Consider the following 24,404-nt stretch of genomic DNA (forward strand, 5'->3'; position numbering starts at 1 on the left):
CCGTGCCCGAGTTCACGATGCCGGCGCTCGGCGCGGACATGGAGGAGGGCACCCTCCTCGAATGGCTCGTGCACCCCGGGGACCGGGTGCACCGGGGCGAGGTGGTCGCGGTCATCGAGACGGCGAAGTCCACGGTCGAGATCGAGTCCTTCGACGAGGGGACGGTCGAGCGGCTGCTGGTCGGACCCGGCACGAGGGTGCCCGTGGGCGCGCCCCTGGCGGTCATCGCCCCCGGCGCCGCCGCAGGCGCCCCGCCGGAGCCGCCGAGCCCGGCCGGGCCGGCCCGCGCGGCCGAACCCGCACACACGGCAGAACCCGCCCGCGGCGCCGGCCCGGCCGAGCAGCGGGAGCGGCGCGGGCCGAGCGGCCCGGCTGCCGAGCCGGTCGGGCAGGCCGAGCCGGCCGGGCAGGCCGAGCCGGCCGGGCAGGCCGAGCCGGCCGGGCGGCCCCTGCCCGGCGGCCGCCCTGCCGCCGCCGAGCCCGCGGTACCCGCCGCCGGACTCCCGGGACCCGCTTCCGGACCCGCGCACGCCCCGGCCCCGGGGGCCGGGGCGACGTTCTCCCCGCTGGTGCGCCACCTCGCCGAGCAGGAACGCGTGGACCTGTCGGCCGTCCGCGGCACCGGCAGGGGCGGGAGGGTCACCCGGTCCGACGTCCGCCACGCCGCCCGCACCGGGGCGCGCCCGCGCGTGACGCCGTTCGCCCGCCGCCTCGCGGCCGAACTCGGCGTCGACCCGGCCAAAGTCCGCGGCACCGGCCCGGACGGAGCCGTCCGCGCCGACGACGTCCGGCGCGCCGCCGCCCGCACGTCCGCCGCCCGCACGTCCGCCGCCCGCACGTCCGCGGACCGGCCCGCCCGGCCCGCCTCCGCACCGACGGAGGCCCCGGCCCCCGCGCCGGAGGCCCCGGCCGTCGTCCCTCCGGCGCCGGAGCGGCCCGGGGCCGTCGCAGGGGGAGAGTGGGAACCAGGACCGGAAGCGGCCCCCGCCGCACCCGCCCCCGCACCCGCCCCCGCACCCGCCTCCGCCGACCGGCAGGCCGCCCTGCGGCGGGCCGTCGGCGCGCTGATGAGCCGGTCCAAGCACGAGATCCCGCACTACTACCTGTCCACGACCGTCGACCTCGCCGCCGCCGTGGCGTGGATGCGCGACCACAACCGCGCCTGCCCGGTGGCCGAGCGGCTCGTCCCGGCGGCCCTGCTGCTCAAGGCGGCGGCGCTCGGCGCCCGCGAGGTGCCCGAGGTCAACGGCTTCTGGACCGACGACCGCTTCGTGCCGGGCGGCGGCGTCCACCTGGGAGTGGCGGTGTCGCTGCGCGGCGGCGGCCTGCTGGCCCCCGCCCTGCGCGACGCCGACACCCTTCCGCTGCCCCGGCTGATGTCCGCCCTGCGGGACCTGGTCGCGCGGGCCCGCACCGGACGGCTGCGCGGCTCCGAGGCCGGCGACCCCACGATCACGGTGACCAACCTCGGGGACCAGGGAGTGGAGGCCGTCTTCGGCGTGATCTACCCGCCGCAGGTCGCCCTCGTCGGCTTCGGCAGGGTCACCGAGCGCCCCGTCGCGGTCGACGGGATGCTCGGGGTGCGCCCCGCGGTCACCGCCACCCTCTCCGCCGACCACCGCGCGGGCGACGGCGCGGTCGGCGCCCGCTACCTGTCCGCCGTGGACCGCCTGCTGCAGAAACCGGAGGAGCTTTGACCGAGAAAGAGGCGCTGGACGTGGTCAAGGACGCCGTGCGCGGCATCGTCCCCGACGCGGACTTCACCCGCATCGCCCCGGACGACCGCTTCCGCGACGCCCTGGAACTGGACTCCCTCGACTTCCTCACCCTCGTCGAGGACCTCGTGAACCGCACCGGCTGCCGCATCGACGAGGACGACTACCCGAGGCTGGCCACTCTTGCCGGGGCGGCCGCCCTCCTGGCCGAACGGGCCCCCTGAGGTTCCCCCGGCTGTCGGACCCTTCCACTACGGTGCCGGGATGGCTGAATTCGTACTCGTGGCGGGCGCGTGGCTCGGAGCGTGGGCGTGGGACGACGTCGTCCCGGAGCTGCGGGCGGCCGGGCACGGAGCGCACGCGCTGACGCTGTCCGGGCTCGCGGAGCGACGGGGCGTGCCCGCGGGGCAGCAGACCCATGTGCAGGACGTCGTGGGGGAGGTGGAGAGGCTCGGGCTGCGGGACGTCGTCCTCGTCGGGCACAGCTACTCGGGCATCCCCGTCGGGCAGGCCGCCGAGCGGATCGGCGACCGACTGAACCGGATCGTGTTCGTCGACTCCTCCGTGCCGGCACACGGGGAGTCGATGGCCTCCGCCTGGTGGCAGGGGCAGGCGGTCCTCGAAGCGGCGCTCGCCGGGAACGGCGGCGACTGGGCGCCCGTCACCGCGCCCGAGTGCGAGGGGCAGGGCCTCACCGACGAGCAGATCGCCCGTTTCGTCGGCGGCTGCACTCCGCACCCGGGCGCGACGCTCACCGAGCCGGCCGTCCTGGAGCGGCCGCTGGGCGACCTCCCGGCGACGTACGTCAAGTGCCTGCTGGACGGGCCCGAACCGACCGACGACGTCGCCGGGCTGCTGGAGAGCGATCACTGGCGGCTGGTCGAGATGGACACCGGGCACTGGCCGATGTTCTCGCAGCCGCGCGAACTCGCCCGGATCCTGGTGCAGCAGGTCTGACGCGGCACCGGGCCCGGCGCACGGCACCGGGCCCGGCCCTCCCGCGGTCTCACCTGACGCTGAAGTAGTCGTTCCAGGCGTCCACGAGTTTCTGCCGGACCGCCTGCGAGGCGTGCTGCGCCGCCTGGTTGAACGTCCCGGTGACGCCGTAGTAGTAGTACAGGCCGTTGTCCGTGGCCACGTGGTCCTGGCCGGGGTTGTCCACGTGGCGGCTCATGTGCAGGCCTGCGAAGGCCGCGATCCCGGTGCAGGCGTAGTAGACCCAGTTGCCGGTGAGGTTCTCCATCGCCCCGGTGATCGTCCAGTCCGACATCGACATCTTCAAGCTCCCGGTCAGTTCTCGCGGACGGTGATGTCGCCGGTGGGGCTGACGGTCATGGCGTAGTCCTGAGGGCTGCGGCGGACCTGGGCCAGCACGAACTCGCCGGAGCCGTCGTCCCACTGGCCCTTGATCTTCCAGTCGTCGTCCCAGAGGATGCACCGGCCCCGGCCCGTCTGGACGCTCAGCGGCCGGTCCCTGTGCTGCGAGATCCAGGCGTAGACGTCCCCGAAGGACCTCGGGCCGACGGTCTGGCTGTCCGCCGCGTGCTCCTGGTTGACGAACGAGACGTGGGCGTTGGACTGGTTGTCGCATCCCCTGATTCCTGTGGTCATTCCCGATCCCTCCCGACAGGGCCGTGCCACGGGGCCCGTGTGCACGGCACGCGATTGCTGCGGAGTCCCGCTCGCGGAACGACTGTCGCAACCGGCAGCCCCCGGATCCGCCGAACGGCTTTCAATCCACCCCGTGGGGTGATGAGGAGTGCGCCGGGCCCGTACGGTCCCCGCCGCACGCGGGGGTTCCGCTGCCGGTGAACCCGGCCGGGCGCCCGGTGGCGCGGTGCTTGGGTGGCGGGATGGAGATTCTGGTTCTGGGCGGGACGGCATGGGTGGGCCGCGAGGTGTCGCGGCAGGCGGTCGGGCGCGGTCACCGGGTGACGTGCCTGGCCCGCGGTGAGAGCGGGGGCGTCGCCGACGGGGCGACGCTGGTGGCCGCGGACCGGCGCGACCCGTCGGCGTACGAACCGCTGCTCGGCCGCGAGTGGGACGCGGTCGTGGAGGTGTCGTGGCAGCCGGGCTTCGTCCGCGGGGCGCTCGGCGCGCTGGGGGACAGGGCCGGGCACTGGGCCTACGTCTCCTCCCTCAACGCCTACGCCTCCCACGCCGTGCCGGGTGCGGACGAGTCCGCTGCCCTCCTCGCCCCGACCGACCGGGACGAGGCGGACCGCGCGTCGTACGGAGAGGCCAAGGTCGCCTGCGAGCAGGCGTCGGTGGCCGCCGTGGGGGACCGCCTGCTGGTCGCACGCGCCGGTCTCATCGGCGGCCCGGGCGACCACAGCGGGCGTTCCGGCTACTGGGCGGCCCGCGCCGCGCGCGGTCCGCGGGAGCCGATGCTGGTCCCCGGCACGCCGGACCTGCCGACCCAGGTCGTCGACGCGCGGGACCTCGCCGCCTGGCTGCTCGACGCCGCGGAGGCCGGGACCACCGGCACCTACGACGCCGTCGGTCCGACCGTTCCGTTCGGGGAGTGGATCGAGCTGTCCCGCGCTGCCGGCGGGCACACCGGCCCGGTGGTCGCCGCCGATTCGGAGTGGCTCCTGGCGAACGGCGTGGCCCAGTACATGGGGGACGAGTCGCTGCCGATGTGGTTGGTCGAGCCGGGCTCGGAAGGGTGGTCGGCACGCAGCGGGTCCGCGGCGCGCGCCGCGGGACTCCGGCACCGCCCCCGGACGGAGCTGCTGGCCGACACCCTGCGCTGGGAACGCGAGCAGGGCCTGGACCGGACGCGGCGGGCCGGCCTGAGCGCCCGGCGCGAGCGCGAGCTGCTCGACGCCCTCGCCCGGCGGACGGCGCCCGCGGCACGTCAGCGGGACTGAGCGCGCGCCCGGGCCGGCCGGTGTGCCGCGGCCCCTGCGGGCCAGCGGCACGCCGCCGCCCCTGCTCCCTTTTGTCGTCAATCGCACCTTCTGTGGTGGTTCCCCGTTGCCTCCCGGGTACGGCGGCTGGCCGGAGGGCGCGGCCGGTCGTACGGTCGGCGTGTGGCGTCGTCACGCCCGTGGCCTCAGGTTTTGCCATTGAGGCAATTGTTTTGCCCGATCGGCAACCAATCTCCTATACCTGGACCATGACCTCCTCCTCCCCGGGGGCGGCGCGCCGCAGGTACGCCGTCCCCGTGCGACCGCGCGCCCGGAACCGCACGGGCTGAGCGGACGGGGCCGGCCCGCCTCCACGGCGCCTCGTCGGCACGGCCCCGCCCCGCGCGTCGCACACGCGCCGCCCCCGACCGGCCACCGGCCGCCGGACGGCGCACCCGGAACCGACAACAGCCGCAGGGCGTCTGCGGGCGCCCGTGCGGCGGGAAGAACGAGCAGCGATGACGACATCGATCGACCGGCCGTCACCCGCGGCCGGCCCGGAGCCGATACCCCCGTCACGGACGGGCGGCCGGACCCGGCCCCGCAAGGCCCCGGGCAACGCGGTGGTGGCCTGGCTGACCACCACCGACCACAAGAAGATCGGGTCGATGTACCTGGTCACCTCCTTCGCGTTCTTCTGCGTCGGAGGCCTGCTGGCGCTGGTGCTGCGGGCGGAACTGGCCCGCCCGGGCAACCAGATGCTGTCGAACGAGCAGTTCAACCAGGCGTTCACCATGCACGGCGGCATCATGCTGCTGATGTTCGCCACCCCGGTCTTCGCCGGCTTCGCCAACTGGATCGTGCCGCTGCAGATCGGCGCGCCCGACGTGGCGTTCCCGCGGCTGAACATGTTCGCCTACTGGCTCTACCTGTTCGGCTCGCTCATCGCGGCAGGTAGCTTCCTCACCCCGCAGGGCGCCCCGGACTTCGGCTGGACCAGCTACACCCCGCTGTCCAACAGCGTCTACAGCCCGGGGCTGGGAGCGGACCTGTGGATCATGGGGCTGATCCTGTCCGGCTTCGGCACCATCCTGGGCGCGGTCAACTTCATCACCACGATCGTCACCATGCGCGCGCCGGGCATGACCATGTTCCGGATGTCGATCTTCACCTGGAACGTGCTGCTGACCAGCGTGCTGATCCTGCTGACCTTCCCGATCCTGGCGGCGGCCCTGGCCGCGCTGGAGTACGACCGCAAGTTCGGCGGGCACATCTTCGACTCCGCCAACGGCGGGGCGCTGCTGTGGCAGCACCTGTTCTGGTTCTTCGGCCACCCCGAGGTGTACATCCTGGCGCTGCCGTTCTTCGGCATCGTCAGTGAGGTCGTCCCGGTCTTCTCCCGCAAGCCGATGTTCGGCTACATCGGCCTGATCGGCGCCACCCTGGCCATCACCGGCCTGTCGATGTCGGTGTGGGCGCACCACATGTTCGCCACCGGCGGGGTCCTGCTGCCGTTCTTCTCCTTCCTGTCCCTGCTCATCGCGGTGCCCACGGGAGTGAAGTTCTTCAACTGGATCGGCACCATGTGGCGCGGCTCGCTCAGCTTCGAGACCCCGATGCTGTGGTCGACCGGTTTCATGGCCACGTTCCTCTTCGGCGGCCTGACCGGCATCATGCTGGCCTCCCCGCCGATGGACTTCCACGTCCACGACACGTATTTCGTGGTCGCCCACTTCCACTACGTGCTCTTCGGCACCGTCGTCTTCGCCATGTTCGCCGGATTCCACTTCTGGTGGCCCAAGTTCACCGGCAGGATGCTCGACGAGCGCCTGGGCAAGATCACCTTCTGGACCCTGTTCATCGGCTTCCACGCCACCTTCCTCGTCCAGCACTGGCTCGGCGTCGAGGGCATGCCCCGCCGCTACGCCGACTACCTGGCCGCCGACGGCTTCACCCTGCTCAACACCATCTCCACCATGGGCTCGTTCCTCCTCGGCCTGTCCTTCCTGCCGTTCTTCTACAACGTGTGGAAGACCGCCAAGTACGCGCCCAAGGTCGAGGTCGACGACCCCTGGGGCTTCGGCCGCTCGCTGGAGTGGGCCACCTCCTGCCCGCCCCCGCGGCACAACTTCGCCAGCCTGCCGCGGATCCGCTCCGAATCCCCGGCGTTCGACCTGCACCACCCCGACGTCGTCGCCGCGGAGAAGGCGGGCAAGGACATCGACGCCGCCCTCCGGTCGCAGAACGCCCTGGCGGCCCCGGCCGGTCCCACCACCCGCTAGCCGACAGTCCGTCCACTGTCGAGAAAGGCTCAGTCCGCCATGTCCGTCATCCGACACGAAGCATCCGACGGCATCAACCAACTGGAGGGCTACCTGCTGCTGGAGGCCGAGCGCAGCAGCGCCCGCCGCGACGCCGAGGAGTTCGCCTCCCGCATGCCCTGGCTCGGCTACGGGGAGCGCGAGGAACTGGTGCGCCTGTACACCGAGGACCGCAGCCGCCTGACCCGCCAGACCCTGGAACGCGTCAGCGACCGGGCCGCCGAACTGCGCCGCGAGTACGGCGCGCGCTACCGGCAGCTGCGCCTGGCCACCTGGTGCACCGCCGCGTCCCTGGCCCCGGCCGTGGCCGTGCTCGGCGCGGTGCTCTCCCGCTGAGCGGCCGCCGCACCCCGGCGCCCGGGGCGCCCGCCGGTGGAGGCGGGCGCCCCGGGCGCCCGCCTCCACCGGCGGGCGCCCCGGGCGCCCCCGTACCGCGCCCCGGCGCACCGGAAACCCCCTCGCGCCTTTGGGAACAGGCGTACTAGGGTGAGCGCCGCGGGGGCGGCTCCGCGGCGTGCTTCCTTCTCCCTTTCTTTCTGTTAAAAAGATTCCTGAGTGCGCCCACTCTCCGCCCCCGCGCCGTTTTCTCCGGGGGATCCAAGAACTGTGCAGGTGGGGGACATGGGCCGCACGCGTGCCACGGACCGCACGACGGTCACGACGGCGACCGCAGCCGACGACCTCGAGGGGCTGCTGCTGCGGCGCCTCGGAACCGTTTACGTCGACGCACCCGGGAACGCACCCGGGGATGCATCCGCCGAGGCCGATGCCGTGTCCGAGGCCGCCGCCGGAGCGGACGTCACCGCCGCCGGGCTGACCGCGCTGGAGGCGGACCTCGCACTCCGCGGGTACGTCCTCACCAGCGGGCTGCGCGCCGCCCTCGCCCGGCTCGCCCCGGCCGACCTGGCGGTGCACGGCATCCGCCTCCTCGGCCGGATCGACTCCCTCCTCGGCGCGGACCGCCGGCACGTCCCGCTCTTCCGCGGCTTCCCCGAAGCGGTCCCCGACTTCGCGCACAGCCTCTACTCCGAGCGCATCCTCGCCTTCCTCCTCGCCCAGCCCCACCAGCCGTGCGTGCACTGCGGCCGCACCGGCGACATCGGCGCCCTCGCCCCCTGCGCGCACCTGGTGTGCTCGGAGTGCCTGCGCGGGCCCGGCGAGCAGGACCCGCAGGACGGACAGGACCCGCAGGGACACCGTGACCTCGTGTGCCCGGTGTGCGGCACCGGCGTCGACGACCGGGACGCCCCCTGCCTCGACCCGGCCGGGGCGCGTACGCGGCGCGGCACGCGCCGCCGGAAGGCCGAGGCGGACGCGCCGGAGCCGTCCGGCACGCTGCGGCCGCTGCGCCTGGGCGAGGGGCCCGGCCCGGACTGCGGGGCCGCGGCGGTACTGGCCGACCTGCTGGCCCGCCGCACCCCGCTGCCGCCGCAGGACCGCGCCGACCTGGCCACGGTCCTGCCCCGTGCCGACCCTGGCCTGGAGTGGCTGCCCGAGCGGATCCCGGTGCGCGAGACCAGGGCCGTGGTGCTCGCCGCGCTGCTGCGCGACCCGCGCACCGCGGACGCGGCACGCGACCTGCTGCCCGGGCGGCTCGACACCGCGACCGACGTCCTGCGGCTGCTGTGGGCGTGGTCCGGCGGAGAGCCGGACCTGCTCGCGCCCCCGCGCCTGCGCTCCGTGCCGCGCGCCCTGCGCCGCACCCTGCTCGGGGTGCTCGACGCCCTGCCGCCCGGCTCCGTCGCGGAGGACGTGCTGAGGCACCGCCAGTCGTGGAAGCGCGCCGGCGAGGTGCTGCACCCCTTCGAGCACCGCGCCCGGTTCCCGCGGGCCGCGGTGGCCTTCGCCGCCCTCCGGGGCACGGACCTGTCCGCCGACGCCGCCGCACCGCTGCTGGACGCTGCCGCGGAGGCCGGAGACCGGGTGCGCCTGACGGGCGGCAGCCCCGACGGCCCCGTCCGCCTCGCGGTGCGCACCTTCGCCTCCGAGGCCGAGGAACTGCTCGCCACCGGCGACACCGCGGCGGCCATCGCGCTGCTCGCCCGCCGCCCCGGCGAACTGGTGCGCCGTCTGCACCACCTGCTGCGCGCGCACGGCGCCTGGAACGCGGGGGACGCGAGTGCACCGGTCCTGCCGCGCGGTCTGCCCGGCCTGCTTCCCGGCGCGCTGCGGCAGGTGGCGCCGGGCCCGCTGCTGGGCGCCTGGTCACGGCTGCGGACACCGCACGCGGCGGGGGAGCGGCGGGTGTTCTTCCCGCGCGGCCGGACGTCGCTGGCGCACGGCGTCGACGACCACGCCCCGCCGGTGCCGCCCGCCGCGGCCGCCCAGGTGTGCGCCCTGCTGGAGGACGAACTGCTGCGCCGCGCCGCCGCCGCGGCCGGACAGGACCGGGGACGGGCCCCCGTCCCCGGGCAGGATCCCGGGCAGGCCCGCGAGCCGCGTGCCGCCGTCGTCGACGCCGGGCTGGCCGACCTGCCGGTGCCGTTCGCCGAGCGGGCGGCCTCCCGCGCCCTGGTGGCCGTCCCGCGCGGCAGCCGGCAGCCGGCCCCCGACGGCGGGCGGCTGCGGCTGTTCCTGCACTGGACGGAGCCCAAGGGCCGGCGTGCCGACCTGGACCTGTCGGTGGCGCTGTACGACGACCGGTGGAACTTCGTCGGCCTGTGCGACTACACGCACCTGCGGTTCGGCGGCGACGCGGCCGTCCACTCGGGCGACTTCACCTCCGCCCCGCCGCCGCACGGGTCCACGGAGTTCGTCGACCTGGACGCGGAGGCGCTGGCGCGGGCCGGCGCGCGGTACGCCGTGACCGTCGTGTTCAGCTACAACGACGTGCCCTTCGACGAGCTCACCGACGCCTTCGCCGGCTTCATGCCGCTCGGGGCGCACGCCGCGGCCGGCACGGCCCGCAGCCGTGCTGCCCGCCGCACGGCGGCCGGCGCGGGGGCGCTGTACGACCCGAGGAGGGTCGCCCAGCGCTTCGACCTGGCCGGTGAGGCCCGGGTGAGCGCGCCCATGGTGCTCGACCTGGCGGAACGCAGCGTCCTGTGGACCGACATGAACCTGTCCTCCGCCGGCGGCCTGCACAACGTGTACCGGCACCGGGGGCGCCTGGGTCAGCTCGTCCGCGACGTGGACGCGCACTTCGCGCCGGGGAGCCGGGCCACCGTGTGGGACCTCGCCGCCCGCCTGGCCGCGGCCGGCTGCGACGAGGTGCACGTGCGCTCGCGCGACGGGCGGTCCGCCGCCCGCTACCTGCGCGGCGCCGACGAGTCGGTGGAGCGGTACGCGGCGCGCGTCCTCGGGGGCCGGGAGCACGACGGGCTGCACACGGGCACGGCGGAGGAGACCGCCCGCGTCCTCGCGGACGTGGCGCACGAGCGGGGCCGGTTCCTCGCCCTCGTGCACGGCGACCTCCCCGCGTCCTCGCTCGACGCCGACCTCGGCCTGTACCGCCTGTACCCCGGCCCCCTCGACGCCGCCGCGGGCCCGTCGGCGCGCCTGCTCACCGCGGGCGACCTGGTCGCCCGCTTCGCCCCGGCGGAGCCCGGAGACCCGGACACCCCGTGACGGCCCGCCGCCCGTGACGTCCCGTCACTTGTGACGACCGCGCCGCCCGTGACGTGCGGTCACGGGCGGCGCGGCCGCCTCACGCCCGCCCGGCCGGCGGGGCGCCGAGGACGTCGGCCAGGGCGAGGGCGGCCCGGGCTGCGTCGGCGTGGCTGTTGTACAGGGGCGCGAAGCCGAAGCGCAGCACGTCGGGGGTGCGGAAGTCGCCGATCACCTCGCGGTCGACCAGTTCCGCCATGACGGCCTCGGCCCGGTCGTGCCGCAGCGACACCTGGTGGCCGCGCGGCCCGTCCATCGGGGTGACCACCTCGACGGTGCCCGGCGGCAGCAGCCGTGCCACGCACGCGGCGAAGAACCCGGTCAGGGACAGCCCCTTGGCCCGCACCTCGGCCAGGTCGACGCCCTCCCACACCTCCAGGGCGGCCTCCAGGGCGAGCAGGGACAGGATGTCGGGGGTGCCGCAGCGGGCGCGGGCGATGCCCGGCGCGGGCCGGTACCCGGGCTCCATGGCGAACGGCTCGCGGTGGCCGCCCCAGCCGGAGAGCGGCTGGTCGAAGGAGTCCTGCAGGCGGGAGGGCACGTACAGGAAGGCGGGGGCGCCGGGGCCGCCGTTGAGGAACTTGTAGGTGCAGCCCACCGCCGCGTCCACGCCGAGGGCGTCCAGCTCGATCGGCAGCACGCCCACGCTGTGGCACAGGTCCCACACCACGCGCGCCCCGGCGGCGTGCACGAGGGCGGTGGTCCCGGCCATGTCGTGCATGCGGCCGGTGCGGTAGTCGACGTGGTTGAGCAGGACGACGGCGGTCCGGTCGCCGAGCGCGGACTCCAGGGCGTCGACGGGCACGGGGCGCAGCACTGCGCCGGTCAGCTCGGCGACGGAGGCGGCGATGTACCCGTCGGTGGGGAAGGTGTCCGTGTCGACCACGATCTCGCGGCGCCCCGGCGGCGCCGTGCGCACCGCCGCGGTGAGGGCCTTGAAGATGTTCACGCTGGTGGAGTCGGCCACCACGACCTGCCCCGGGGCCGCGCCGACCAGCGGGGCGATCCGCTCGCCGACCCGCTCCGGTGCGGTCCACCAGCCCTCGGACCACGACCGGATCAGGCGGCCGCCCCACTGCTGCCCGACGACCTGCGCCATGCGCCCGGCGACCCGGCGCGGCGGGGCGCCCAGGGAGTTGCCGTCCAGGTAGACCGTGCCGGCGGGGAGGTCGAACTCCTCGCGCATGCGTGCCAGCGGGTCCGCCGCGTCCAGCTTCGCGGCGTGCTCGAGCAGTTCTTCGTGCAGGTCCATGCGGGGGTGCCTTCCGGGTGGCGGGGTCGGTCGGACGACGGGTTCGGTCGGGGCGCGGGGGGCCGGGGAGGGGCAGGGGGCCGGTCAGACGTGGGAGCGGGCGGTCCACAGCTCGGGGAAGACGGTGCGCTGCGCGCGCTTCTCCAGCCACGCCACCCCGGCGGAGCCGCCGGTGCCCGCCTTGGCTCCCATGGCGCGGCGCGTGGCCAGCAGGTGGTCGTGGCGCCAGCGGGTGAACTCCTCGGCCACGTCGGTGAGGGCCTCGCCCAGCTCGGTCAGCTCGCCGGGTTCGGCGGAGTAGACGCCGGCCCAGACCGCCTCCACCCCGGGGGAGGGGACGTACGCGCCGGCCGGGTCGCGGTCGAGGACCTCGGCGGGCACCGGGTGGCCGCGGCGCGCGAGGAGGGTCAGGGCCTCGTCGTACAGGCTGGGCTCGGCCAGGGCCGCGGTCAGCTCGGCGTGCAGGGCGGGCACCGCGCGGTGCGGGACGAGCATCGAGGCGGACTTCTCGCCGAGCAGGAACTCCAGGTGACGGTAGGCGCCGGACTGGAACCCGGAGCCCTCGCCCAGCGAGTCGCGGAAGGAGTTGAACTCGCGCGGTGTCATCCGGGAGATCGGCCGCCAGGCGGCGCGCAGGGCCTGGAGCTGCCCGGTGCTGCGCCGCAGGGCGGCGACCGCGCCGGGCACGTCGTCGTGGCGCAGCCGCTCGCGGGCGTGCCGCCACTCGAAGGAGATCAGCCCGAAGTACAGCTCCATGACCTGGGTGACGACGAGGAACGACATCTCCAGGGGTTCCTTGGTGGCAGTCCTCTGGAGGGAGTGCAGCACCGAGGCGTGCACGTAGTCCTCGTAGGGGGTGGTGCCGCCGAAGTCGAGCTTCGGGTTCGGGTCGGACGGCGCGGCCGGGGCGGCCGTCACCGGACAACCGTGGTGCTGGTCGGCCGTCATGTTCGCTCACTTCCTTCGGGGGAGTCGGACGACAGCCATTGTGCGAAGCGGTGCGGCGATTGCGAATGGCCGGTGCCCCGGCGAACGGGCCTGTGATCTTACGACCGCGAACGAATCCCGCGGATAGGCTGACGATCGTGAAAATCACTCTGGACGCCCTCGACCGGGCCCTGCTGGACGCCCTCCAGGCGGACGCCCGCCTGTCGTTCAACGAGCTGGCCCGCAGGGTCCACCTGTCCCCGCCGACCGTCGCCCAGCGGGTGCGCCGCATGGAGGAGGCCGGGGTGATCACCGGCTACCGGGCGCAGGTCGACCCCGTCGCGGCCGGGCTGCCGGTCGTGGCCCACGTGCGGATGAAGTGCTACGGGGCGCGCTGCATCACCGTCCACCCCGAGCTGCTGGAGGACCTGCCCGAGGTGGTGGAGGTCTCCCGGCTCACCGGCGACATCTGCTCGATGGCCAAGGTCGTGACGGAGTCGGTCATGGAGCTGGAACGGGTGCTGGAGCGGCTGGCCTCCTACGGCGGCACCTCCTCCGCCATGGTGCTGTCCACGCCGATCGCCTGGCGTCCGCTGCCCCACCCTTCCGCGGACCGCGGCTGAGCCCCCGGGCGCGGCCCGCCCGGCTCAACACCCGCGGGCGTTGAGCCGGGCGGCCCGGCGCGTCAGGTGGTCGCGCTCGGCGAGGTCGGTCGCCTTCCGGGCCGCCTCGGCGTACAGCCGTGCCGCCGTGACCGGGTCGCCGTCGCGCTCGTGGAGGTACGCGGCCACCGCGGTGCGGCGGGGCACCGATGCGTCCAGTTCGGCGAGCGCGGCCAGGCCGGCGCGCGGCCCGTCGGCCTCGCCGACGGCCACCGCGTGGTTGAGCCGGACGACCGGGCTGCCGGTCAGGCGCACGAGCTCGTCGTACCACTCGACGATCTGCACCCAGTCGGTCTCCTCGGCGGTGGGCGCGTCGGCGTGGAGCGCCGCGACGGCGGCCTGGGCCTGGAACTCGCCCAGCCGGTCGCGGGCGAGCGCCGCCTTCAGGATCCCGACGCCCTCGGCGATCGCCCCGGTGTCCCACAGCCCGCGGTCCTGCTCGGCGAGCGGCACCAGGCTGCCGTCGGGCGCGGTCCGGGCGGCGCGCCGGGCGTGGTGGAGCAGCATGAGGGCGAGCAGCCCCGCCACCTCGGGGTGGTCGATCACGGCCGCGAGCTGCCGGGTGAGGCGGACGGCCTCGGCCGCGAGGTCGACGTCGCCGGAGTAGCCCTCGTTGAAGACCAGGTAGAGGACGCGCAGCACGGTGGCGACGTCGCCGGGCCGGTCGAACCGCACACCGGAGACGGTGCGCTTGGCCCGGCTGATCCTCCCCCAGCCTTCGGCCGGGGGGGACCCCCAGCGCCATGGTCGCCTCGGGCACCAGGTAGGCCCGGGCGATCTGGCGGGTGGTCAGCCCGCCGACGGCGCGCAGCGTGAGCGCGACCGCGGACGACGGCGTCAGCGACGGGTGGGCGCACAGGAAGTAGAGCCGGAGCGTGTCGTCCACCGCGGGCACGGGCCCGGGCGCCGGCTCCTCGTCGACGAGGTCCTCGCGCCGGCGGCGGGCGGCGTCGGACCGGGCCGCGTCGAGGAACCGGCGCCAGGCCACGGTGACCAGCCAGCCCTTCGGGTCCCGCGGCTGCCCGGCCGGCCGGACGCGGACCGCCTCGACCAGCGCGTCCTGCACGGCGTCCTCGGCCGCCGCGAAGTCGGCCCCGCGGCGGACGAGGACCCCGAGCACGCCCGGCACGAGGCTCCGGAGCAGGAGCTCGTCCATGCCGGAGCTCACTCCGTGACGGTGGGCGGGGCGGTCAGGAACGGGCGCACCTCGAGCCACTCGTGGATCGGCCTCCCGCCCGCCCCGGGGGCGGCCGACAGCTCCCCGGCCAGCTCGACGGCGCGCTCCCGGCTGTCGACGTCGATCACCATCCAGCCGGCGACGAGGTCCTTGGTCTCGGCGAACGGGCCGTCGGTGACCGGCGGGCGGTCCTCGCCGCCGTACTGCACCCACATCCCCTCGGGGGCGAGCGCCTGGCCGTCGACGAACTCGCCGGTCTCCTCGAGCCGGGCCGCGAAGTCGCTCATGTACTGCATGTGCGCCGAGATCTCCTCCGGAGTCCACCGGTCCATGGGCACGTCGTTGACCGGAGCCGGGGCGCCGCGGTAGTGCTTCAGCAGCAGGTACTTGGCCATCGCATTTCTCCTCGGTGCTGGTGCAACCCATTGTGGTCGCCTTCACCCCGGGGACGGAGCCGGTCACGGGTTCTCGACATCGCCGACCGAAGTTTCCCTCGTTTCCCTCCGAAGTCGCCGTCCGAGCGCCTCGGGGAGCACCGGGCACTCCAATAATGCGACGGGTGTTGCATTAGGATGCCGGCGCGACACCCTCCCTCCGAGCAGACGGATAGGCCAGTGACGACTCCCGCAGTTCCAGGCCCGGAAGGCCCCCGGCCGGCACCGGCCCGGCGCCGACCCGGGGGCCGTACCGCCCGTGTCCGTGCGCAGGTGCTCGACGCGGTCCTCGCCGAGCTCGGCGAACACGGTTACGACGGGCTCACCGTGGACGGCGTCGCCGCCCGCGCGGGCGTGCACCGCGCCACGGTGTACCGGCGCTGGGGGGACGTCGGCGGCCTGCTCGCCGACGTCCTCGACGCGGCGGGCGACGACGACTGGCAGCCGCCGGACACCGGCTCACTGGAAGGCGACCTGGCGGCACTGAACCAGGAGATCCAGGAGGCACTGACCGCGCGGCCGCCGATCGTGGCAGCACTGATCGCCGCCTCGTTCCGCTCCGAGAAGGCCGCCCACGCCCAGCAGCGGTTCTGGGAGGACCGGTACGCCCGCTGCGGGACCGTCGTCGACCGGGCCGTCCGGCGCGGCGAGCTCCCGCCGCAGACCGACGCCCGGCGGCTGCTCGTCGCCGCCACCGCGCCGCTCTACCACCAGCTGGTGCTCCTCCGCACGCCCTCCGACCCGCGAATGCCCGGCGACGCCGCCAGGGCCGCCGCCCTCGCCGCGGCCGCCGGAGCCTTCGCCGGATCCCCGTCGGCGGGCGACGCCCGAGGGGCGTCCCGCAACTGACCCTCGGCACGGGGACGGCTGCGGCCGACAGGCTTGCCCAAAAAGGGATACGGGCAACAGGGTTCCCCCTGCTACGGTGCGCCGATGTCGTCGATCAAGCAGTTCCAAGTCACCTTCGACTGCGCAGAACCTGCGCGCCTCGCCGGTTTCTGGTGCGAGGTGCTGGGGTACGTCGTACCGCCGGTCCCGGAGGGGTTCGCCACGTGGGAGGACTACCACCGCTCGCTGCCGCCCGAGGAGCAGGTCGTCTACTTCGCGTGCACCGATCCCTCGGGCACGGGCCCGCGTCTGCTCTTCCAGCGCGTTCCCGAGGGGAAGGCCGTCAAGAACCGGGTGCATCTCGACGTGCGGGCCGGCACCGGACTCGTGGGCGCGGAGCGCCTCGCCGTGCTGGAGGCCGAGTGCGCACGACTGGTCGCGCTCGGTGCGGTACACGTGCGAACGCTGCTCGCCGACGACGACAACGAGTCGTGCATCCTGATGCAGGACATCGAGGGCAACGAATTCTGTCTCGACTGAGCGGCGGTGCTCGGTGAGCCCCCGGCGTCCCCGGGTGTCCGAGGGAGCGTTCTCGTACGTCACCGGAGCACCTCGGTGCTTCGGCCGGCCGCGACCACGGCGCGGAAGGGGAACGCGACGAGCAGTGCGATCGCCACCAGGAGCCCGCTCGCCCACAACGGCCCGAGGTTCCCGGCCGTGGTGCCGAGGGTCGTCGCGGCGACGAGGGGGCCGGTGGCGGCGCCGACGTTGAGCGCCGCGGTCGCGTACGACCCGGCCATGGAGGGGGCTTCCGCGGCCTCGTGGAGGACCCGTGCGATCAGGGTGCTGCCCAGCGCGAACGACAGGCCGCCCTGCACGAACACGAGGGCGAGCAGGGCGGCCGGCTCGTCGGCCAGTACGGCGAGGGCCGGCCAGCCGAGGAGCAGCAGGGGGCCGCCGACCGCGACGACCGAACCGGGACGCCGGTCGGACAGCCGGCCGGCGACGGTGACCCCGGCGAAGGAACCGGCGCCGAAGAGCACCAGGACGACGGAGATCCACAACTCGCCCAGCCCGGCGGTGTCGGTCACGACGGGGGCGAGGAAGGTGAAGCTTCCGAACGTCGCCGCGTTCACCAGCGCGCCGAGCAGCATCACCAGGATCAACGGCGGCCTCGTGAGTTGGGCGAGCTCCGCCCGCAGGGCGGGCCCGCCGGCCGCCTCTCCCTGCGCGCGTCCCGCCGGGACCGCCTTCAGGATGCCGAGGGCGGCGGGCAGGCAGAGAGCGGCGACGGCCCAGAACACGGCCCGCCAGCCGAGCGCCGTGCCGAGTACCGACCCGCCGGGGACACCGGCGACCGTGGCCACCGTCGTGCCCGACAGCAGCACGGCCAGCGCGCGTCCCTTCCTGTCGGGCGGGACCAGTGCGGCGGCAGCCGTCAGAGCGACGGCGAGGAACCCCGCGTTCGCGAGCGCGGCGACGACCCGGGTGGCGAACAGGACCGGGAAGCTCGTGGTGACGGCGCCCACGGCGTGAGCCGCCGCGAAGGCGAGGACGAACCCGAGAAGACCGGAGCGCCGGGGCCAGTTGCGGGCAAGCGCGGCCACAAGAGGGGCACCGACGACCATGCCGACCGCGAAGGCCGAGGTGAGCGTGCCTGCCGCCCCGACGGTGACGTCGAGGTCCGAGGCGATGTCCGGCAGGAGGCCGGCGAGCATGAACTCCGAGGTGCCCATGGCGAAGACCGCCAGGGCAAGCAGATACAGCGGGAGAGGCATCGAGTGGCTCCGAGGTGAGGGAGAAGCACGAGAAGGTCGTCCCGTCACCGCGGCCGGCCCCCGGGGGCACAGCCGTCCCACCGCATGACGCGGCACGACGACAGGGCTACGGGTTCAGTGCTTCAGGGGGCTGACGGCGTGACCGAAAGCCCCCACCGTGTCCGACTCAGGACTCGACATGGCCCGTACGGTACCCGACCGGTGACCCCGGAACACTCCGTTTCCACCGGCATCGGCCTGTGCCGCCGACGCCGTGTCCGGCGGTCCCGGGCGCCGGGCGCACCCGCCGCGGCGGGGGTGGTGCGCCCGGTCCGGGCCGATCCGCGAAGAGCCCCTTTTCCCGCAGGGGCCCCGGCGTACGGCCGACGTGTTCACCGGAAATTCCCTTTTCTGCAAACCCGCGTCGGTGGATTCCTTCAGCAACCCGTCCGACCTGCGACGCAGCGATGGCCGAATTGTCGTCGGCATGTGCGGCAACTGGCCGAAAACAATCGGCGGTCTGCGGAAAATCCCCGGTTGACCCTAGGCTTCCCCCTGGCCGGGGCAGGGGTTGGTCCCCGGCCGCCCTTTCCTTTTCCTCCTTTTGCCGACCGCTTCGTTTCCGGGGGTTGTTCCGTGGCTCGTTCCCCGTCAGCCGTTTCGCTGCCGCGCGCGGACAGGGTGCTGTGGCCGGCCGCTCTGGCGGGAACCGCCTGCCTCCTCCTGGCGGCCCCGTTCGCGGGCGACGCGGGCACCGGCTGGACCGCGGCGTGGGGCGGGGCGGCACTGGCCGTGCTGGTGCTCCTGGACCGGCTGCGCCGCAGGCACCGCGGCGCCGCGGCGGAGGCCGCCCGGGCTGCGGAGCAGGCCCGGCGGGCCGACGCCGACCGGCGCGCCCGGCTGGAGACGCAGGCCGCCCTGGTGCGGGAGGAGGCCGAGTACCTGGTCCGGACGCGGATCGCGGCGGTGCTGGACGGGGAACCGGTGCCGCCCCCGCTCCACGGCGGCCTGCTCGACGAGGGCGTGGCCCGCGAGCTGGAGCGGGTGCTCGACGTGGCGGCGGACGCGGTGGAGGAGGGCCGGGAGCGGCGCGAGAGCCTGCGGCTGGCGGTGGTGGCGCTCGCCCGGCGGGTGCAGGCCGCGGCGCACCGCATCCAGGAGGAGGCGTCGCTGATGGCGGACCGGCACCCGGGGAATGCCGACGTCCTCGCGACGAGCATGGGGGTCGACCACTCGGCGGCCCAGCAGGCACGCCTCGCGCAGAGCCTCGCGGTGCTGTGCGGGGAGGGGCCGGGACAGCAGTGGCAGGAACCCCTGGCCCTGGTGGACGTGGTGCGGGCGGCCTCGGGGCGGATCACCGCCTACCGGCGGGTGGAGGTCTCGGGCGACCCGGACGTGGCGGCCGCGGCGCAGGTCGTCGAGCCCCTGATCCACCTGGTCGCGGAACTGCTGGCCAACGCCACGCAGTCCTCGCCGCCCGCCACCGCCGTGACGGTGACGGTGCGCCCCGTGCAGCGCGGCGCGGTCGTCGAGATCGACGACGGCGGAGTGGGCATGGACGACCACGCGCTGGAGCAGGCCCGCGAGGTGGTCTCCGGCCGCCGCGAGCTGGGGATCGGCGAGGTCGGGGAGGTCCCGCAGACGGGCCTGGCGGTCGTCGGCCGGTACGCGCGCCGCCACGGCTTCGGGGCCGACCTGATGCCCTCGCCGTACGGCGGGGTGCGGGCGGTGGTCCTGGTGCCCGCCGAGGCGGTGGAGATGCTGGAGCCTGCCGGGACCGTGCCCGTGGAGCGCGACCGCCCCCGGCCGGCCGCCATCGCCGGGACGCCCGCGGCGGACGGCTCCCGGACCGCGGCCGCAGGAGGCCCGTCCGCCGCACCCGCAGGAGGCGCGTCCGCCGCACCCGCCGGGGGAGCGGGCGGCCCGCATCTGCCCCAGCGCCGTTCCCTGCGCGGCCGTCCCGCCACCGGCACCGACCGGGACCGCGGGCAGGAGGCGGCCGAGCCCGGAGGACACCGGGCCGCGCCGACCCCGCAGCAGGCGGGGGAGTGGATGGCCGCCTACTTCCGGGGGTCGCAGGGCGCCGTCACCGGTGCCCGTGACGACAAGGACCACACGGACGACACGGACGACACGAAAGAAGGCCGATGATGCAGGACCAGAGCTGGATGGTCGCGGACGTCACCTCCGTCAGGGGCGTGCGGCACGCCGTGGTGCTCAGCTCGGACGGCCTGCCGGTGGTCAGGTCCCGGGACACCGACGCCGAGACCGCCGACCGGCTGGCTGCCGCCTGCTCCGGGCTGCAGTCCCTGGGCCGCAGCCTTGCCCAGGAGTTCGGCCGGGGCAGCGGGACCGTGCACCAGCAGATGGTGGAGTGGGACGGCGGCTTCCTCTTCGTGCGCTCCGCGGGCACCGGCTCCCACCTGGCCGTGGTGACCGAGGCGGTCGTGGACCCGGCCCTGGTCGCCCAGCAGATGCAGGCCCAGATACTCAAGATCGGGGAGCGGGCCCTGTCCACACCGGCGCGGCAGGGAACCGGGGCATGAGCAGCCCCGGGGAGTACCACGACAGCCCGCTGCGGCCGTACGTGATCACCCGGGGGCGTTCCCGCCCGACCCGCAACACCCTCAGGGTCGACACCCTGCTGCTGGCCGACCCGGACAGGCCGCTGCCGGCGTCGGCCGGCCGCCAGGAACGGGCACTGCACCGGATGTGCGTTCGGCTGCTGTCCCTGGCCGAGGCCGCCGTCCACCTGGAACTGCCGGTCAGCGTCGTCACCATCCTGGCATCCGACCTGGTCGACTCCGGGCACCTGCAGGCGCGTTCGGGCATACCCGCCGCGGCCCGCCCGGACCGCGAACTACTCCTGGAGGTACTGCATGGTCTCCGAAGCCTGCGCTGACCGCTACCTGCCCGAGACCGTGCAGCAGCCGGTGAAGATCCTCGTCGTCGGCGCGCTGGGCGTGGGAAAGACCACGCTGGTCGGCTCGGTCAGCGAGATCCGGCCGCTGCGCACCGAGGAGACCATGACCGAGGCCGGCGCCGGGGTGGACCGGCTGGCCGGCCTGCCGGACAAGAACACCACCACGGTCGCGATGGACTTCGGCCGCGTGACCCTCAACGACCGTGTGGTGCTGTACCTGTTCGGCGCCCCGGGCCAGCGGCGGTTCTGGAACATGTGGGAGGGCCTGGCCGAAGGGGCGGTCGGCGTGCTCGTCCTCGTGGACACCCGCCGCCTGGAGGACAGCTTCGAGGTGCTGGACCAGCTCGAACTGCGCGCGGACACCCCCTTCGCCGTCGCGGTCAACCACTTCCCCGACACCCACCCGCACGGCGAGGAGGAACTGCGCCGGGCCCTGGACCTGCTGCCCACCACCCCGGTCGTCGACTGCGACGCCCGCGACCGCACCTCGTCCCTGGACGCCCTGATCGCCCTCGTCGAGCACGCGACCGAGGACCTCGCCGCCCGGGAGGCCGCATCATGACCGACCCGACCCCGCTGTCCGCCATCACCTCCTCCCCGGACCCGCACGGCGTCTACCGCCGGCTGCGCGAGGAGTGGGGGGAGGTGGCGCGGGTGGAACTGGAACCGGGCGTGCACGCCTGGCTCGTCATGGGATACCGGGAACTGCTGACGATCACCCGCAACGAGCACCTGTACTCCCGGGACGCGCGCAACTGGCGGGACTTCCAGGACGGCACGGTCGCCCCCGACTCCGGCCTCGGACCGATGATGTTCTGGCGGGCCAACGTCATCGGGGCCGACGGCCCCGAGCACCGGCGGCTGCGCAGGCCCCTGGACGACGGCGTCACCTCGATCCACCAGCGCAGGATGCGGCGCTCGGTCGAGGCCATCTGCGAGGAGCTGATCTCCTCCTTCGCCGGCCGCGGCAGCGCGGACCTGGTGGCCGAGTACGCCCAGGCGGTGCCGCTGCTGGCCGTCGCCGCACTCTTCGGCCTGGACGCCGCCGAGGGACACGAACTGCTGCGGGCCCTGGCCGCCCTGTTCGGCTCCGCCGACGACTCCCAGGCCGGCAACCGCCGGTTCGAGGAGATCCTCGCCGACGTCATGCACGCCCGCCGGGCCGAGCCCGCCGCGGACCTCACCAGCGGCTTCATCGCCCACCCCGACCTGCACACCGACGACGAGGTCCTGCAGTCCATGGTGGTGATGGTCTCCGCGGGCCAGGAGACCACCACCTCGTGGATCGCCCAGACCCTGCGCCTGATGCTCACCGACCCGCGCTTCTCCGGACGGCTGCGCGGCGGGCGCCTCGGCGTGGACGACGCCCTGGACGAGGTCCTGTGGCGCGACCCGCCCATGACCCACATGCCCGCCCGCTACGCACTGCGCGACACCGAACTGGGCGGACGCCAGGTCCGCCGGGGCGACGCCCTGATCCTCGGCCTCGCCGCGGCCAACGACGACCCCCGCGTCCACACCGGCGACCCCGCCGCGGAGCTGGGCAACCGCGCCCACCTGGCCTGGAGCGCCGGACCGCACGCCTGCCCCGCCCGGGTCCCCGCCCGCCTGATCGCCCGCACCGCCGTCGACACCGCCCTGCAGCGCCTGCCCGGGGTGCGGCTGGCCGTCGGCGCCGACGAGGTGGTCCCCCGCCCCTCGCCGTGGACGCGCTGCCCGGCCTCCCTGCCCGTGCACTTCACCACGCCGCTGCCCCCGCCCGGCGGCGGCCGGTGACGCCGGTCCGCCGCCCCGCGCACCGCCCCGGCACCCCCGCCGGGCCCGCCCCCGCCCCGTCCTCCTCCCCGCACCCCTCCCCGCACCCCGGAGAACGCACATGACCGTTCAGGACGCCCCCGCCCAGCAAGTCCCCCTGGTCCGGCTGGACCCGACAGGAGCCGACCACCACGGCGAGGCCGCCCGGCTGCGCGAGCTGGGCCCGGTCGTCCGCGTCGAGCTGCCCGGCGGCGTCCGCGCCTGGGCCGTCACCCGCCACCGGCACCTCGCCGACCTGGTGGCCGATCCCCGCGTCAGCAAGGACTGGCACCGCTGGAACGCGATCAGGGACGGGGAGATACCCGACGACTGGCCCCTGACCGGCATGGTCAAGGTCACCAACATGGTCACCGCCGACGGCGCCGAGCACCACCGGCTGCGCCGCCTGGTCACCCGCACCCTCACCCCCCGCCGCGTCCAGGACCTGCGCCCGCGCATCACCGCCGTCGTCGACGGCCTGCTGGACGCGCTCCCCGGGCACGCCGGACCGGACGGGACGGTCGACCTGCGGCAGCACTTCGCCTACCCGGTCCCCATGCAGGTGATCTGCGAACTGGCCGGCGTGCCCGAGCACGAACGCCCCCGGATGCGCGAGCTGGTGGACAGCATCTTCCGCTCCACCGCCGGCCCGGAGGAGGTGCTGCGGACCCAGCACGACATCCACGAGCTCCTCGGCCGCGTCGTCGACGCACGGCGCCGGGACCCCGGCGACGACCTCACCAGCGCCCTGATCGCCGCACGGGACGAGGACCCGGACGCCCTCAGCGAGGAGGAACTGGTCGGCACCCTGTGGCTGATGGTCTCCGCCGGCCACGAGACCACCCTCAGCCTGATCGTCAACGCGGTCCGCGCCCTGCTCACCCACCCCGACCAGCGGGCCCTCGCCCTCGCCGGGGACGACGGCACCTGGGCCGCCGTCGTGGAGGAGACCCTGCGCTGGGACGCCCCCATCGGCAACTTCCTGGCCCGCTACCCGGTCGAGGACATCGAGATCGCCGGGTCACCGTTCCCGCGGGCGAAGCCGTCCTCGCCCCCTACAGCGCCGTCGGCCGCGACGGCGACCAGCACGGCCCGGACGCCGGCCGCTTCGACATCACCCGCGAGCAGCGCAGGCACCTGGCGTTCGGCGGCGGCCCCCACATCTGCCTCGGCGCGCCCCTGGCCCGGCTCGAGGCGACGATCGCCCTCCCGGCGCTCTTCGCCCGCCACCGCGACCTCGCCCTGGCGGTCGACCCGGGCGAACTGGTCCCCGTCCCCTCCCTGATCTCCAACTCCGTCCGGACCCTGCCCGTCCGCCTGGGCACGCCGGCCGCCACCCGCCCCGTCGGGCCCTGACACCCGGCCCGCCCGGCCCCGTTCGACCCCGCTCCGTTCGACCCCGCTCCGTTCGACCCCGCCCCGTTCGACCCCGCCCCGTTCGGCCCCGCGCCGCCCGGACGGCGCGGGGCCGAACGCGTGCCGTTCCGCTTCGCCCGCGCCCCGCCGGGCAGGGGAAGCAGCAGGAACGGGACGACAGCGGGAGACACCATGGAGCGCACCGGCAGGGCACCCGCCCGCAGCGGCGGCCGCACGAGGCCGATCGACGTCTACCTCAACGACCACCTGGCCGGGGCCACCGGCGGGGTGGGGCTCGCCCGCCGTATCGCCGGCGCCCAGCAGGGCTCGCCGGCGGGCCCCACCCTGCGGGAACTGGCCCGCGAGGTGGCGCGGGACCGCGACTCCCTGCTGGAGGTGATGGCGCAGCTGGGCGTCGAGCCGCGACGCTACAAAGTGCTGGCAGCCTGGGTGGGGGAGAAGGCCGCCCGGCTGAAGTCCAACGGCCGCCTGGTCCGCCGCTCCCCGCTGAGCACACTGGTCGAGCTGGAGGCCATGCACCTGGGCGTCGAGGGCAAGGCGTCCCTGTGGCGCGCCCTGCGGGCGCTGGCCGACCGCGATCCGCGCCTGTCCGCGTCCGCGCTGGACGCGCTGCTGGAGCGGGCGCGGCGGCAGGCGGAAACCCTGGAGGAGCTGCGCCTGCGGCAGGCCGTCGCCGTCCTCACCGCCCGCCGGACGTGAGCGCGGGGCCCGGCGGGCGCCCGGACCGCCCGGACCGCCCGGACCGCCCGGTCCGGGCGGCGGGGCCCGCGGCGGAGAGC

Annotated in this window: 22 protein-coding genes and 2 pseudogenes; 17 read left to right on the plus strand and 7 right to left on the minus strand. The window is 75.1% G+C overall.

Annotated elements, in window-relative coordinates:
* The first annotated feature begins 2 nt into the window (after nucleotides 1-2).
* From GQS52_RS25555 to GQS52_RS25565, 3 genes are read left to right on the plus strand one after another with little or no spacing between them, the layout of a single operon-like run.
* Complete coding sequence (locus tag GQS52_RS25555; protein WP_259370977.1) at nucleotides 3-1,697, plus strand: 2-oxo acid dehydrogenase subunit E2; 1,695 nt, start codon at nucleotides 3-5, stop codon at nucleotides 1,695-1,697.
* Nucleotides 1,694-1,939: a phosphopantetheine-binding protein gene (locus GQS52_RS25560; RefSeq protein ID WP_182315907.1), complete on the plus strand. Its 246-nt coding sequence runs from the start codon at nucleotides 1,694-1,696 to the stop codon at nucleotides 1,937-1,939. Before GQS52_RS25555 ends, GQS52_RS25560 begins: the two co-directional genes overlap by 4 nt.
* A 40-nt stretch (nucleotides 1,940-1,979) precedes the next feature.
* Nucleotides 1,980-2,672 (plus strand): alpha/beta hydrolase, encoded by a 693-nt coding sequence (locus GQS52_RS25565; RefSeq protein WP_182315909.1) that lies wholly within the window; start codon nucleotides 1,980-1,982, stop codon nucleotides 2,670-2,672.
* Between the two features lie 49 nt (nucleotides 2,673-2,721).
* On the opposite strand, the gene GQS52_RS25570 is transcribed toward GQS52_RS25565, so the two are convergent.
* Entirely contained in the window at nucleotides 2,722-2,991 is a 270-nt protein-coding gene (locus GQS52_RS25570) for a hypothetical protein (protein ID WP_182315912.1), read from the minus strand.
* A gap of 14 nt (nucleotides 2,992-3,005) precedes the next feature.
* Nucleotides 3,006-3,326, minus strand: coding sequence for a hypothetical protein (locus GQS52_RS25575; RefSeq protein ID WP_182315914.1), 321 nt, complete (start codon nucleotides 3,324-3,326; stop codon nucleotides 3,006-3,008).
* Nucleotides 3,327-3,568: 242 nt separating this feature from the next.
* Between GQS52_RS25575 and GQS52_RS25580 the strand changes: the two genes are divergently transcribed.
* From GQS52_RS25580 to GQS52_RS25595, 4 genes are all read left to right on the plus strand, one after another.
* On the plus strand, nucleotides 3,569-4,588 hold the full coding sequence (locus GQS52_RS25580) for an NAD-dependent epimerase/dehydratase family protein (RefSeq protein WP_182315916.1): 1,020 nt from the start codon (nucleotides 3,569-3,571) through the stop codon (nucleotides 4,586-4,588).
* Nucleotides 4,589-5,085: 497 nt separating this feature from the next.
* Nucleotides 5,086-6,849 carry a cytochrome c oxidase subunit I gene (gene ctaD / locus GQS52_RS25585; RefSeq protein WP_182315918.1) on the plus strand — a complete coding sequence of 588 codons (1,764 nt, stop codon included), beginning with the start codon at nucleotides 5,086-5,088 and terminating at the stop codon, nucleotides 6,847-6,849.
* Nucleotides 6,850-6,888: 39 nt separating this feature from the next.
* On the plus strand, nucleotides 6,889-7,224 hold the full coding sequence (locus GQS52_RS25590) for a hypothetical protein (protein ID WP_182315921.1): 336 nt from the start codon (nucleotides 6,889-6,891) through the stop codon (nucleotides 7,222-7,224).
* 285 nt (nucleotides 7,225-7,509) lie between these two features.
* Nucleotides 7,510-10,455: an MXAN_6230/SCO0854 family RING domain-containing protein gene (locus GQS52_RS25595; RefSeq protein WP_182315923.1), complete on the plus strand. Its 2,946-nt coding sequence runs from the start codon at nucleotides 7,510-7,512 to the stop codon at nucleotides 10,453-10,455.
* A gap of 79 nt (nucleotides 10,456-10,534) precedes the next feature.
* On the opposite strand, the gene kynU is transcribed toward GQS52_RS25595, so the two are convergent.
* Both kynU and GQS52_RS25605 read right to left on the minus strand, forming a co-directional pair.
* Entirely contained in the window at nucleotides 10,535-11,746 is a 1,212-nt protein-coding gene (gene kynU, locus GQS52_RS25600; protein WP_182315925.1) for a kynureninase, read from the minus strand.
* An 84-nt stretch (nucleotides 11,747-11,830) separates the two neighbouring features.
* On the minus strand, nucleotides 11,831-12,694 hold the full coding sequence (locus GQS52_RS25605; protein WP_182315926.1) for a tryptophan 2,3-dioxygenase family protein: 864 nt from the start codon (nucleotides 12,692-12,694) through the stop codon (nucleotides 11,831-11,833).
* A gap of 137 nt (nucleotides 12,695-12,831) precedes the next feature.
* On the opposite strand from GQS52_RS25605, the gene GQS52_RS25610 reads away from it, so the two are divergent.
* Entirely contained in the window at nucleotides 12,832-13,296 is a 465-nt protein-coding gene (locus GQS52_RS25610) for an Lrp/AsnC family transcriptional regulator (protein WP_259370978.1), read from the plus strand.
* 24 nt (nucleotides 13,297-13,320) lie between these two features.
* On the opposite strand, the pseudogene GQS52_RS25615 reads toward GQS52_RS25610, so the two are convergent.
* Both GQS52_RS25615 and GQS52_RS25620 read right to left on the minus strand, forming a co-directional pair.
* A pseudogene (locus tag GQS52_RS25615) lies at nucleotides 13,321-14,491 on the minus strand (DUF6596 domain-containing protein).
* 8 nt (nucleotides 14,492-14,499) lie between these two features.
* Entirely contained in the window at nucleotides 14,500-14,907 is a 408-nt protein-coding gene (locus GQS52_RS25620) for a YciI family protein (protein WP_182315928.1), read from the minus strand.
* A gap of 177 nt (nucleotides 14,908-15,084) precedes the next feature.
* On the opposite strand from GQS52_RS25620, the gene GQS52_RS25625 reads away from it, so the two are divergent.
* Nucleotides 15,085-15,795 carry a TetR/AcrR family transcriptional regulator gene (locus GQS52_RS25625; protein ID WP_182315929.1) on the plus strand — a complete coding sequence of 237 codons (711 nt, stop codon included), beginning with the start codon at nucleotides 15,085-15,087 and terminating at the stop codon, nucleotides 15,793-15,795.
* Nucleotides 15,796-15,879: 84 nt separating this feature from the next.
* Nucleotides 15,880-16,314, plus strand: coding sequence for a VOC family protein (locus GQS52_RS25630; protein WP_182315930.1), 435 nt, complete (start codon nucleotides 15,880-15,882; stop codon nucleotides 16,312-16,314).
* 59 nt (nucleotides 16,315-16,373) lie between these two features.
* On the opposite strand, the gene GQS52_RS25635 is transcribed toward GQS52_RS25630, so the two are convergent.
* Nucleotides 16,374-17,552: a Cmx/CmrA family chloramphenicol efflux MFS transporter gene (locus tag GQS52_RS25635; RefSeq protein WP_182315931.1), complete on the minus strand. Its 1,179-nt coding sequence runs from the start codon at nucleotides 17,550-17,552 to the stop codon at nucleotides 16,374-16,376.
* 615 nt (nucleotides 17,553-18,167) lie between these two features.
* Here GQS52_RS25635 and GQS52_RS25640 point away from each other — a divergent pair.
* From GQS52_RS25640 to GQS52_RS25670, 7 genes and pseudogenes are all read left to right on the plus strand, one after another.
* Complete coding sequence (locus GQS52_RS25640) at nucleotides 18,168-19,682, plus strand: ATP-binding protein (RefSeq protein WP_259370979.1); 1,515 nt, start codon at nucleotides 18,168-18,170, stop codon at nucleotides 19,680-19,682.
* The gene (locus GQS52_RS25645; protein WP_182315932.1) at nucleotides 19,679-20,077 is read left to right on the plus strand and encodes a roadblock/LC7 domain-containing protein; all 399 of its coding nucleotides are present in this window, start codon (nucleotides 19,679-19,681) and stop codon (nucleotides 20,075-20,077) included. The genes GQS52_RS25640 and GQS52_RS25645 overlap by 4 nt, the downstream gene beginning before the upstream one ends.
* A complete protein-coding gene (locus GQS52_RS25650) occupies nucleotides 20,074-20,433 on the plus strand; it encodes a DUF742 domain-containing protein (protein ID WP_182315933.1) in 360 nt (119 codons plus the stop codon). The genes GQS52_RS25645 and GQS52_RS25650 overlap by 4 nt, the downstream gene beginning before the upstream one ends.
* Nucleotides 20,411-21,016, plus strand: a complete 606-nt coding sequence (locus tag GQS52_RS25655) for an ATP/GTP-binding protein (protein WP_182315934.1) — start codon at nucleotides 20,411-20,413, stop codon at nucleotides 21,014-21,016. The genes GQS52_RS25650 and GQS52_RS25655 overlap by 23 nt, the downstream gene beginning before the upstream one ends.
* Nucleotides 21,013-22,230, plus strand: coding sequence for a cytochrome P450 (locus tag GQS52_RS25660; RefSeq protein ID WP_182315935.1), 1,218 nt, complete (start codon nucleotides 21,013-21,015; stop codon nucleotides 22,228-22,230). Before GQS52_RS25655 ends, GQS52_RS25660 begins: the two co-directional genes overlap by 4 nt.
* Before the next feature lie 100 nt (nucleotides 22,231-22,330).
* Nucleotides 22,331-23,604: pseudogene (locus GQS52_RS25665) on the plus strand (cytochrome P450).
* Nucleotides 23,605-23,796: 192 nt separating this feature from the next.
* Nucleotides 23,797-24,324 (plus strand): hypothetical protein, encoded by a 528-nt coding sequence (locus tag GQS52_RS25670; protein WP_182315936.1) that lies wholly within the window; start codon nucleotides 23,797-23,799, stop codon nucleotides 24,322-24,324.
* The last annotated feature ends 80 nt before the right edge of the window (nucleotides 24,325-24,404 follow it).

Origin of the sequence: Streptomyces sp. SCUT-3, from assembly GCF_014083985.1 — a bacterium.
GTDB classification, from domain to species: domain Bacteria; phylum Actinomycetota; class Actinomycetes; order Streptomycetales; family Streptomycetaceae; genus Streptomyces_H; species Streptomyces_H thermolineatus.

Excerpts from the sequence above, each read along its gene's own strand:
- GQS52_RS25625 (WP_182315929.1), top strand. The coding sequence starts at position 15,085 with ATGCCGGCGCGACACCCTCCCTCCGAGCAGACGGATAGGCCAGTGACG.
- GQS52_RS25570 (WP_182315912.1), bottom strand. The coding sequence starts at position 2,991 with ATGTCGATGTCGGACTGGACGATCACCGGGGCGATGGAGAACCTCACC.
- GQS52_RS25565 (WP_182315909.1), top strand. The coding sequence starts at position 1,980 with ATGGCTGAATTCGTACTCGTGGCGGGCGCGTGGCTCGGAGCGTGGGCG.
- GQS52_RS25645 (WP_182315932.1), top strand. The coding sequence starts at position 19,679 with ATGATGCAGGACCAGAGCTGGATGGTCGCGGACGTCACCTCCGTCAGG.
- GQS52_RS25630 (WP_182315930.1), top strand. The coding sequence starts at position 15,880 with ATGTCGTCGATCAAGCAGTTCCAAGTCACCTTCGACTGCGCAGAACCT.
- GQS52_RS25655 (WP_182315934.1), top strand. The coding sequence starts at position 20,411 with ATGGTCTCCGAAGCCTGCGCTGACCGCTACCTGCCCGAGACCGTGCAG.
- GQS52_RS25580 (WP_182315916.1), top strand. The coding sequence starts at position 3,569 with ATGGAGATTCTGGTTCTGGGCGGGACGGCATGGGTGGGCCGCGAGGTG.
- GQS52_RS25670 (WP_182315936.1), top strand. The coding sequence starts at position 23,797 with ATGGAGCGCACCGGCAGGGCACCCGCCCGCAGCGGCGGCCGCACGAGG.
- GQS52_RS25595 (WP_182315923.1), top strand. The coding sequence starts at position 7,510 with ATGGGCCGCACGCGTGCCACGGACCGCACGACGGTCACGACGGCGACC.
- kynU (WP_182315925.1), bottom strand. The coding sequence starts at position 11,746 with ATGGACCTGCACGAAGAACTGCTCGAGCACGCCGCGAAGCTGGACGCG.
- GQS52_RS25660 (WP_182315935.1), top strand. The coding sequence starts at position 21,013 with ATGACCGACCCGACCCCGCTGTCCGCCATCACCTCCTCCCCGGACCCG.
- GQS52_RS25650 (WP_182315933.1), top strand. The coding sequence starts at position 20,074 with ATGAGCAGCCCCGGGGAGTACCACGACAGCCCGCTGCGGCCGTACGTG.
- GQS52_RS25635 (WP_182315931.1), bottom strand. The coding sequence starts at position 17,552 with ATGCCTCTCCCGCTGTATCTGCTTGCCCTGGCGGTCTTCGCCATGGGC.
- GQS52_RS25605 (WP_182315926.1), bottom strand. The coding sequence starts at position 12,694 with ATGACGGCCGACCAGCACCACGGTTGTCCGGTGACGGCCGCCCCGGCC.
- ctaD (WP_182315918.1), top strand. The coding sequence starts at position 5,086 with ATGACGACATCGATCGACCGGCCGTCACCCGCGGCCGGCCCGGAGCCG.
- GQS52_RS25590 (WP_182315921.1), top strand. The coding sequence starts at position 6,889 with ATGTCCGTCATCCGACACGAAGCATCCGACGGCATCAACCAACTGGAG.
- GQS52_RS25620 (WP_182315928.1), bottom strand. The coding sequence starts at position 14,907 with ATGGCCAAGTACCTGCTGCTGAAGCACTACCGCGGCGCCCCGGCTCCG.
- GQS52_RS25575 (WP_182315914.1), bottom strand. The coding sequence starts at position 3,326 with ATGACCACAGGAATCAGGGGATGCGACAACCAGTCCAACGCCCACGTC.